This window comes from Veillonella sp. (genome assembly GCF_015058545.1).
Classification (GTDB): domain Bacteria; phylum Bacillota; class Negativicutes; order Veillonellales; family Veillonellaceae; genus Veillonella_A.
In genome coordinates this window covers 1-10296 of record NZ_SVCB01000010.1, presented here as the reverse complement: position 1 = coordinate 10296, position 10296 = coordinate 1, and the positions used below count along the sequence as shown (strand labels likewise).

Below are 10296 nucleotides of genomic sequence, written 5' to 3'. Positions count from 1 at the left end.
TTGAACCTCCTAAGTTGAAATGTTGTGGTTGCCAGACCAACTTCATTGTATCATTAGGAGGTTCTTTCCTTTTCTATAAGAATTTTTTACCGACCCCCAGTTTAACTGGGGGTTTTGTCATGCCTATTCGGCGTACAAAAACAGAACCTCCGGAATGGGGTTCCGGAGGTTACACATCGCTCTACCGAGGCATAAACAGCCTTGCAGAGAAAAATTATTTATCAAACAAATTACTTACCGATACTTCGTGGAAGATACGCATAATCGCTTCACCCAATAAAGGTGCTACCGACAAGGACGTAATATTTGGTAATTTATGTTCTTCCGGTAAATCAATTGTATTGGTTACGATTAATTCCTTAATATTGGAGTTTGCAATGCGTTCGCAAGCAGGATCGGTTAATACGGCATGAGTTACACAAGCCATAACGGATTTAGCTCCGAATTCTTTGAGTGCTTTAGCCCCTTCAACCAAAGAGCCCGCTGTATCAACGATATCGTCGATAATGATGCAGTTCTTACCTTCTACATTACCGATTAAGTTCATAACTTTAGCCACACCCGGTTGCGGACGTTTCTTTTCGATAATCGCGATTGGTGCACCGATGCGGTCGGCCAAATCACGAGCACGGGTTACACCGCCAAGGTCAGGCGATACAACGATTAAATCTTCCATTTTCTTTTCGTTAATGTATTTTGCCAAAATGGAGGCACCGAACAAGTGGTCCACCGGCACATTGAAAAAGCCTTGAATCTGACCGGCATGAAGGTCAATCGTAACGAGACGAGTGATGCCGGCTGTCTGCATTAAGTCAGCTACCAATTTAGCCGTAATTGGTTCACGACCGCGAGTTTTACGGTCCTGACGAGCATAGCCATAGTACGGCACTACCGCCGTAATGTGACGCGCAGAGGCACGTTTTAAGGCATCAGCCATAACTAATAACTCAATTAAATTATCATTTACCGGATAGCTGGTAGGTTGCACGATAAATACATCTTTACCGCGTACGCTTTCATCAATCATAATCTGAACTTCGCCATTGTTGAAACGACCTACAAACGCTTCGCCTAAAGGTAAGCCTAAGTAATCACAGATTTCTTTCGCCAACTCCGGATTCGCATTACCTGTGAAAATTTTAAGTTTCTTACCGTCTTCAAATGCCATGATTCAATACCCCTTTTGCTAATTAATAACTTCGTTGCTCCTAGCAAACCTCATCTTTATTATTGTATACTATTACCGTCTTTATTGCAAAAAAGTAAACAACTTTTTTCTATTTTTTCTTAAATGTATCGTCAGTTACCCAGTTTTCTTTTACAATTTGACGAGCCCGACCTACCGCCAAAGATTTAGCCGGTACATCTTTGGTAATAGTGGAACCGGCGCCGATATAACTGTAATCACCAACCGAAACAGGGGCTACTAAATTAGAATTACAGCCCACAAAAGCACCGTCACCGATTTTGGTACGGTGTTTTAATTTACCGTCATAGTTAACCGTAATTGTACCGCAGCCTATATTAACGCCGCTGCCTACATCACTGTCGCCAATATACGATAAGTGTGGGAATTTAGTCCCCTTACCGACAATACTGTTCTTCACTTCCACAAAGTTACCGATATGAACGGATTCGCCGATAACCGTATTAGGACGTAAATGTACATACGGTCCGATATCAGCGCCGTCTTTTACTTCACAATCATGAGCATAGGTAAAATGCATAACCACTTCGTTGCCCACCTTTACATTGGTTAAACGACTATGTGGTCCGATTTTGCAACCTTCACCGATAACCGTTGTCCCTTCAAGTAAGGTACCCGGTAAAATTACCGTATCGGCACCGATTACAACTTCCGGTGCAATATAAGTGGATGCGGGATCGATAATCGTCACACCGAGGTCCATGAAATGACGGTTCGTACGCTCACGCAAAATGCGTTCTGCTTCTGCCAATTGAGCGCGGGAGTTAACACCTAACGACTCTTCTTCGTTGGTCATCATATAGGCACTTACGCGGTCACCCTGATTTACCAAAATGCCTACCACATCGGTAATATAAAGTTCGCCCTGCGCATTGTCATCGGATAACTGTTCCAAACACGGCCATAGCTTTTCACTGTCAAAGGCATACATACCGGTATTGATTTCCTGAACGGCCAACTCTTCCGGTTTGCCGTCTTTTTGTTCCACAATGCGAAGAACCTTGCCCGTCCCTTCTTCGCGAATAATGCGGCCGTACCCGGTCGGATCAGCCATATGAGCCGTCAATACAGTAGCGGCGGCACCGGTTGCTTCATGTTCGGCTAACAACGCTTCCAACGATTCACGCGTTACGAGTGGCGTATCACCGCAGAGCAATAAAATGGTCCCTTTGTAATCACCTAATAAAGGTTTGGCCTGCTTAACAGCATGGCCGGTGCCTTTTTGCTCAGTCTGGGTCACGAATTCAGCAGCCTCACCCAAGTACGCCTGCACTTGTTCACCGCCAAAACCGACAATAACAACATTGCGTTCTGTGCCCACTGTTTTTACGGTTTCAAGTACGCGTTCCACCATAGGCTTACCCGCTACGGGATGCAATACTTTCGGTAGTTTAGACTTCATGCGGGTCCCTTTACCGGCCGCTAAAATCAAAGATGTAATAGGTTTCATACAATTAGGCCTCCTTATCAGCCTCTAAATTTACAGGTTCGATATCAATACTGCGTGTTTCTTCATTAACACCGTTAAGAATTAAGAGTGCTTCGCAATCTTTTACAACTTTAGGATCCGGCGTCGATACCAATACACCGATGCCAACCACGGTGCCGCCCATTTCGGTAACCAGCTCCCGCATGCCGTTCGCCGTGCCGCCGGCTTTCATAAAATCATCAATGAGCAACACTTTGGATTTAGGCGGAATAGCCCGTTTCGTAAGCGACATAGTCTGAATGCGACGATTCGATCCGGTTACATAGTTAATACTGATAGACGAACCTTCTGTCACCTTACTGTCACGGCGAGCGATAACAAGGGGTTTGTTAAAAGCTCGCGCCACCATAACGGCCAGCGGAATTCCTTTTGTTTCTACCGTCATAATATAGTCCGGGTTCCGGTCGGCAAAACGAGTCATAAAAATCTCGCCTAAACGGCTGGCAATATGCCAATCATATAAAATGTCCGACATATACAAGAAGCCACCCGGAATTACGCGGTCCGGTTCTTGTAAACGTTGCTGTACTTCACGAAGAACAGACATAGCCCGCTCCCCTTGACGATACGGAATAAAACGGACACCACCGGCTACTCCGGCCACCGTTTCCAAGGTGCCTAAGGAAAAATGTTGCAAAGCTGTTTTCACGGAACTTAAATCTTCACTGAGTGTGGACTTTGCAATATCAAAAAAATCGCAAAAATAGCGTAAAGATATCAATTCTTGCGGAGAATCTACCAACAGTTTAGTAAGCGCTACCATGCGCTCAACGCGTCGCACTTTTTCCACTGTATACCTCCTTATACAAAAAAATAACGTTGCCGACTATGCCAACAACCTTGTTCTCTTTTAAGGATACCACAAAACGTTCGGAAAATACATACTTTAAAGGTAAAAATCCATACATTCAAGGTTAATTTTCATCTGAACGTTCGTAGTTTGCAAGTATCTTTCAAGAGTGGATAGTCAAAACATCTATTCCCTGACAAACATTACTACTAGCCTGTTCCGTCTTTTGAATAACAAAAGAGACTATAACCTAAACGAAGAAATGATTCCTCGTTTTTGTTACAGCCTCTTTAGCTGCATTTTAGATGTTAATAATTGAATTCATAAAAGTAAATTCATACATAGTACTAACGCTTCTCTAAAATCTTATTCTCTTATTCTAAAATATAAACCTTAACGGTTTGTCGGCCAAAATCTATGGCCTCGCCATGAGAATCCATGGCTAAATCGATACGATTACCAATAATATCGCCGCCGGTATCATCCGCGACTGCATATCCGTAGCCCTCGACATAAACCGCTGTGCCTAATGGAATCACATTCGGATCCACCGACACATACCCACGTTTCAATAAATTGCCTCGTGCCGTATATGAGGAATTACCCGGATCATATGCGGAATAGGCAGTGGCATTCATCGACATAGTCTTCTTATACTCTGTCGGAACACCGCGCTCTTTAGCTAAGAGCTCCATTGTCTTGCTGTCCACTTCACCGGTTACGGTTAAACCGTTTGCCTTCTGGAAACGTTTTAAAGCGTTGGCTGTGCCATCGCCAAAAATACCGTCAATCGAACCCGGTGAAAAACCACTGTGGGCTAAACGAGCCTGCAAATCGGAAACCGAGCGACCTCGATCACCAAAACGTGACACTTCTACGCTATTGCGCACATTGCGAGACTGTTGTGCTGCTGCAAATTTCTTATTGTTCTCTTTCATCACTGCCAAGGTGTCGCTATCCACCTTACCCGTAGCGGATAAGCCGTTTTGCTTTTGGAACATGCGTACTGCATATTCCGTATTATTACCAAAAACACCGTCAGCTGTATCAACCAAGTACCCTTGCGTTATCATCAAACGCTGAACATATTGTACTTCGCTGCCGCGATCGCCGCGTCCTACATCAGCCAATACTACTGAAGTACAAGCCATTAGAAACGTTAAGAGAACTGTCACTATTCTAAGTTTTCTCAATATTTCCACCTCGTATCTAAATGCAATACTATTTTACTTTATTTTGGGAATTTTGTCAAAATTCGACCCCTTTTATCAATTACAATCACCACTTTAATCAAAATAAACGGGGCTTTTTCCCACTTCGATTAATATCTTCGATATAGTTATTCATTTAGCCGTATATTTAGTTGGCCCTAGCATGTCTCAACGGGGAAACTAAAAGGACTGCCACTCTTTTTAAAAAGTAACAGTCCCTGCATCAATCGTTATCGTTACAAACGATTATACTAAATGATTTTTATGAAAAAACGGATCTTCCGGTTCAGTCAATTTCACTACCGGCGTAAAGAAGCGAAGCATAATATAACCGAAAATACCGGACACAATAGACCCTAAGAAGATACCTACTTTTGCAATTTCCTGTGCATGGCCCGGTGGGAATGCCAATAAGTTAACAAAAAGGCTCATAGTAAAGCCTACGCCACAGCAGAGGGATACGCCGTAAATGTGTTTCCACGTAAGCGGCTTAGGCATCGGTACAATCTTCGCTTTAACAAGAACAAACATGATGCCGAAAATGCCGATTTGCTTACCCACGAAAAGACCCAGGGAAATCCCCAAAATAACCGGGTGCATAAGTTCGGACCACTGGAAATCACCGAAGGAAACGCCCGCATTGGCAAAACCGAACAACGGTATGATAAGGAACGTAATCCAACCGCCCAATGCCTCATGCCAATCATTTAACGGCGATAATTCCACACCGTTACGCAACACTTTGGACGGAATCGTCATAGCTAAAATTACACCCGACAAAGTAGCGTGTAAACCGGATTTGAAGATACAGAACCAAAGAGCTACGCCAAGAATAATGTACGGCCACGGGCTGACTACGTCTTTTTTATTTAATAATAAGAGCAATACAAAAACAAGAACCGCACCACCCAAGTACATAAACTCTAAGGAAGGCGTATAGACAGCGGCAATAATTATTACGGCAATTAAATCGTCAACTACGGCCAAGGTTGTCAAAAATACTTTCGCTGCCAACGGTACTCGTGATCCCAATAAGGAAATAATACCGATGGAAAAGGCAATATCCGTTGCCGTCGGAATCGCCCAACCGCGAACCAATTCGCTTTGGTTATAAGTAAAAAACGTATATATCAAAGCCGGCATTAGAACACCGAATACGGCCGCAATGGTCGGTAACAAGCGTTTAGCATTTGTATTTAGCTCGCCTTCGAGCATTTCATGTTTTACTTCAAGGCCGACACCTAAGAAAAAGACGGCCATTAATACATCGTTAATCCAATGAGATACGGATAAAGGACCCACGTACGTATGCAAGATTTGTTCGTACTGCGGACCGAACGATGAATTAGCTACGAACACGGCCAGTACTGCCGTTAACAGCAATAAAATGCCCCCCGTAGCCGGCGCTTGAAAAACTTTTTTAAGACTCTCCATATGTTTCCTTCACTTTCTCACACATTCATAACCTCTCATAAGCTTCATCACATTTTATAATTTATGGTGATGCGCTAACTTAACTAATTCCTCTGCACTACTTAGTATACCCTATTCAAAATAAAACTGGCAATAAAATAAAGAGGTTTATTGAAAATTTTCAATAAACCTCTTGCTATACAATTTTATATTGTTAAAATCCCCAACAACGCTGTACGTAGTTCTATACCAGCCTATCAATAATTACTATAAAACTAATCTTCTTTCCGTTCTAAGGCACTTACATCAGGCGTTAAGAATCTAAGTACTAAATACCCTAACACACCGGAGAGGATGGAGCCCATGAAAATACCGACTTTCGCCATTTCCTGAGCATGACCGGCCGGAAATGCCAATAAATCGACGAACAAGCTCATAGTAAAGCCAATCCCACAGCAAAGAGTAATGCCGTATACGTGAGACCAAGTTGCATGAACCGGCATGTCAACCAATTTAGTTTTAACTAAAACAAATACGGTAGCAAATACGCCAATTTGTTTACCTAAGAAGAGTGCTAAAGAAACACCGAGTACAACCGGATGGAATAAATCGGAGTATGTAAAATCCCCAAAGGATACACCGGCATTAACAAAGCCGAACAGCGGTAAGATTAGGAAAGTAATCCATTTGATTAACGCATTGTTCCACTGCATGACCGGTGAAATCAAACGGCCTGTGCTGTATTTAGCCCGATACGGTATGGTCATGGCCAAGATAACACCGGACAATGTCGCATGAAGACCGGATCTAAAGATACAGTACCATAAGCCGAGGCCGAGAATAATATACGGAATCGGATGGAAAATCCCTCTTTTATTCAGTATCATCAAGAGTACAAAAATCACTACCGCCAATCCCATGAATAAAAATGACAAAGACTCGGTATACACGGCGGCAATGATAATAACTGCAATCAAATCATCCACAACAGCCAATGTAGTAAGTAAAACTTTCATAGCTACCGGAACGCGCGTCCCCAATAAAGAAACTACGCCAATGGAGAACGCTATATCCGTCGCTGTCGGAATAGCCCAACCTCTATGGTATAAAGGGTTGGCATGGTTAAATGCGAAATAAATAATGGCCGGAACCATAACACCGCAACAAGCGCATATGGTCGGTAAAATACGCTTCGCATTCGTATTTAATTCACCGTAAATCATTTCATGCTTAATTTCGAGACCAACGCCTAAGAAGAATATGGCCATTAAAACATCGTTAACCCACAAATCAACCGGGAATGGTCCCAACGGTAGTTTTAAGAACATAAAATACTGTTCTGCCAGTGATGAGTTTGCTACTCCGACTGCCAGTGCAGCTGAGATTAGTAATAAAATCCCACCGGCTGAAGGAGACTGTAGAAATGATTTAATCCAAGCCATAATATCCTCTTCTTTCTTAAGGAAATAAACTTTACAATAATTTTGATAATCTCACTTTCCCATCGTTTATTTCCTTTTAGTTATTTTATATATAATATTATATCATCTTTTATCATGAAGAGGAATGTAATTTTGTGCGTTTTGTGTATACATTTGTACAACAAAAATTGATAAGAGTTATTGAGAAATATGATTTTTAAAGCTAACTTATAAATACAATTACAAAATCAAACTCTAAAAAGTTAAACTAATAAATAAAAAAATTATACTTCTAATTTCTGCTTTAGAATTGACTATAATTTATAAGAATAGGCTCATTTATGTAAACTTACAAGGAATAATTTTGGTTATTGTCAGAAATAAATTTTTTCTATAAATCCCCTATGTAATTCGTCATGAACGAAAACGGAGTATACAAAAATCGGCAAAATAAAAAACCACACCGAAGTGTGGTTCTAATGGTGACCCAGGAGAGATTCGAACTCCCGACCTTTTGATTCGTAGTCAAACGCTCTATCCAGCTGAGCTACTGAGTCATAAACTTGCCACTCGAATATAATACCATAATACGCTGTTCATTGCAAGGGAAATTTTTCGTATATTTTACAATTCCTCAAGAATAGAACGAGCGACCTTGCGGCCGCCTTCTATATTATGGATGGCAGGGGCAGTAGGACTTGAACCCACAACCAACGGTTTTGGAGACCGCTACTCTACCAATTGAGCTATACCCCTATGTAGTACCAAGTCACACTTGATACTAGAATATAATACCAAATATTGAGGTAAATGTCAAACCTAATTTTAACTAATATATTTATCGTAAAAGTAAAGTAAACTCTTGTCCCATTAAAAAAGCGCTTTTATGAGCATCTCGTAATTTGCAATATTATTTTCGTGGAATGGCGACAGCATTCCTAAATACTTGCGATTATGCAGCTCATGATAGTCTTTTTCCTTATCATAAGCATAAATGGCGTTAATTAAGGCATCAGCTCCGGCATAAGCATCAAATTGATCGTAGTAAAACCCGATGTTTTCTTTTTTTAAGTATTCGGAGTTATGAACAAGCGGATATCCCCCATAAAGAGCTTCGTAATAAAGATAATTAAGTCCGCATTCCCACTGGAATGCTAAGACGATGTCTGTATATTTGCCTAAAAATTCCGGTGTCATAAAACGAGCTTCTACGGACATAATATTCTGTCTTACCAAATCGGTAAAGCCGATAAAATTATAAAAAGCATGGACGTTCTTTTTATCAACCGTACCACATAGATAGACGTGCTTCAGTAGATTTTTATTGCGACGATATACTTCTTCGGCAATTAATATGGGGGTCATGCAATTTTTTAGAACAGAAATATTAGGCTCCATCACAGCTACACGGCGTTGCTCCGGATCAATAGGATTGTAACCAAATATACCTTCTAAGCCCAGTTCTTTTATCTTTGTATCAATAAATAGCGGACTCCACAAATGCGGAACCTCATAAACCGGTGCCCGTGTAATGATTTCCACATAAGGTTTATTCGTTTTCATCAGATGCGGTGTAATCCAAACGGCATCATACCGTGTTCCGTTAAAAGCACGCCCGCCCTGTTCGGCATGAACGAATTTTTCCATATCCATGATAAAATCATTGCCCATGCGATACGATATGATTCTGGCTCCTTGGGCTCGAAAAGCACGGCCGATAGCCGGTTCTAATGCTAAAGTGCCTTCTATGAGCAAATCTGTCTTATTGAGTACTTCATGGTATTCGTAGTACTTTACATTAAAACCTTGGAATTGACTGGGAAGGCTTGTTAATTCGTTTCCCCAATACACAAAATAGACTTCGTTCACGAATTCTATCTGCTCTAGGCAGAGTTTTAAGAAAAACATATTTTGGCCGGCCCCATTCGACCAAATATGCTGATAGGAATCACCCCAAAAGAAAGTAATTCCTATGTTTATCTTTTTCTGCATGACTACCCCTCTTCCCGATTCGGTATTATTGTATTAACCGGTAATATATCAATTATACATAGATATTGAAAACTCATTTCAAGGAAATGATAACATAGTTTAGAGGATGGTACAAGGTGAGAGGGTAAAATTGTAGGGTCTAAACGCATTGCTTGGCTTTAGTGATTTTTTTAGTGCTAAGGAGGCTAGAGGGAGAAAGCTCTATTGATTTAGTGCGTGGCCGGATTGATTGGCTCGCTACGGTAGAGGGAGTTTAGATGCGCTCATTTGGTGCTAAGAGCTATAGTGGCGTAATGCTCTATTGATTTAGTGCGTGACCGCATTGCTTCGCTCGCTGCGGTAGAGGGAGTTAGATGCGCTCATTTGGTGCTAAGGGCTATAGTGGCTTAATGCTCTATTGATTTAGAGGCATACCGCATTGCTTCGCTCGCTGCGGTAGGGGTATTTAGTCACGCAGAGTATTATGCGCCTGTTCAGCGACTACCTATCATTCTCGCCATCGCTTCGCTTGGCTCGAAAGAAAGTGATGCAATACGATTTGCGCGCCACTTCGTTCCTTCAAATCGTTTGCCCTACTTTTCCCAAGGCCAAGGCCTGGTCGGATAGGTAGTCAAGACAATAAAAAAAGACACACCTTTCGGTGTGTCCTTTTAATTAATCAGCGACTACCTATCCTCCCAGGCCGCTTCCAGCCAAGTACTTTCGGCGTATACGAGCTTAACTACTGTGTTCGAGATGGGAACAGGTGGATCCTCGTAGCTATCGCCACTGAA

7 protein-coding genes, 2 tRNA genes and 1 rRNA gene are annotated in these 10296 nt (G+C 41.8%); all 10 read right to left on the bottom strand.

Annotated features, from left to right (window positions below; all coding sequences use genetic code 11):
* Positions 1-214: 214 nt before the first annotated feature.
* The 10 genes from E7204_RS00380 to rrf all read right to left on the bottom strand — a co-directional run bounded on the left by E7204_RS00380 (position 215) and on the right by rrf (position 10296).
* Entirely contained in the window at positions 215-1168 is a 954-nt protein-coding gene (locus E7204_RS00380) for a ribose-phosphate pyrophosphokinase (protein WP_127058994.1), read from the bottom strand.
* Between the two features lie 109 nt (positions 1169-1277).
* The gene (gene glmU / locus E7204_RS00375; RefSeq protein ID WP_295180501.1) at positions 1278-2657 is read right to left on the bottom strand and encodes a bifunctional UDP-N-acetylglucosamine diphosphorylase/glucosamine-1-phosphate N-acetyltransferase GlmU; all 1380 of its coding nucleotides are present in this window, start codon (positions 2655-2657) and stop codon (positions 1278-1280) included.
* Positions 2658-2661: 4 nt separating this feature from the next.
* Entirely contained in the window at positions 2662-3486 is an 825-nt protein-coding gene (gene purR, locus E7204_RS00370) for a pur operon repressor (protein WP_021840347.1), read from the bottom strand.
* 374 nt (positions 3487-3860) lie between these two features.
* Complete coding sequence (locus E7204_RS00365) at positions 3861-4637, bottom strand: peptidoglycan-binding protein (RefSeq protein WP_295180497.1); 777 nt, start codon at positions 4635-4637, stop codon at positions 3861-3863.
* Between the two features lie 306 nt (positions 4638-4943).
* The gene (gene nhaA / locus E7204_RS00360; protein WP_295180495.1) at positions 4944-6131 is read right to left on the bottom strand and encodes a Na+/H+ antiporter NhaA; all 1188 of its coding nucleotides are present in this window, start codon (positions 6129-6131) and stop codon (positions 4944-4946) included.
* A 254-nt stretch (positions 6132-6385) separates the two neighbouring features.
* Complete coding sequence (nhaA, locus tag E7204_RS00355; protein ID WP_295180492.1) at positions 6386-7552, bottom strand: Na+/H+ antiporter NhaA; 1167 nt, start codon at positions 7550-7552, stop codon at positions 6386-6388.
* Between the two features lie 459 nt (positions 7553-8011).
* Positions 8012-8088 (bottom strand) — tRNA-Arg (locus tag E7204_RS00350).
* Between the two features lie 123 nt (positions 8089-8211).
* Positions 8212-8287, bottom strand: a tRNA-Trp gene (locus tag E7204_RS00345).
* Between the two features lie 114 nt (positions 8288-8401).
* Positions 8402-9523 carry a DUF2827 family protein gene (locus tag E7204_RS00340; protein WP_295180490.1) on the bottom strand — a complete coding sequence of 374 codons (1122 nt, stop codon included), beginning with the start codon at positions 9521-9523 and terminating at the stop codon, positions 8402-8404.
* Between the two features lie 656 nt (positions 9524-10179).
* Positions 10180-10296: ribosomal RNA gene (gene rrf, locus E7204_RS00335) — 5S ribosomal RNA — on the bottom strand.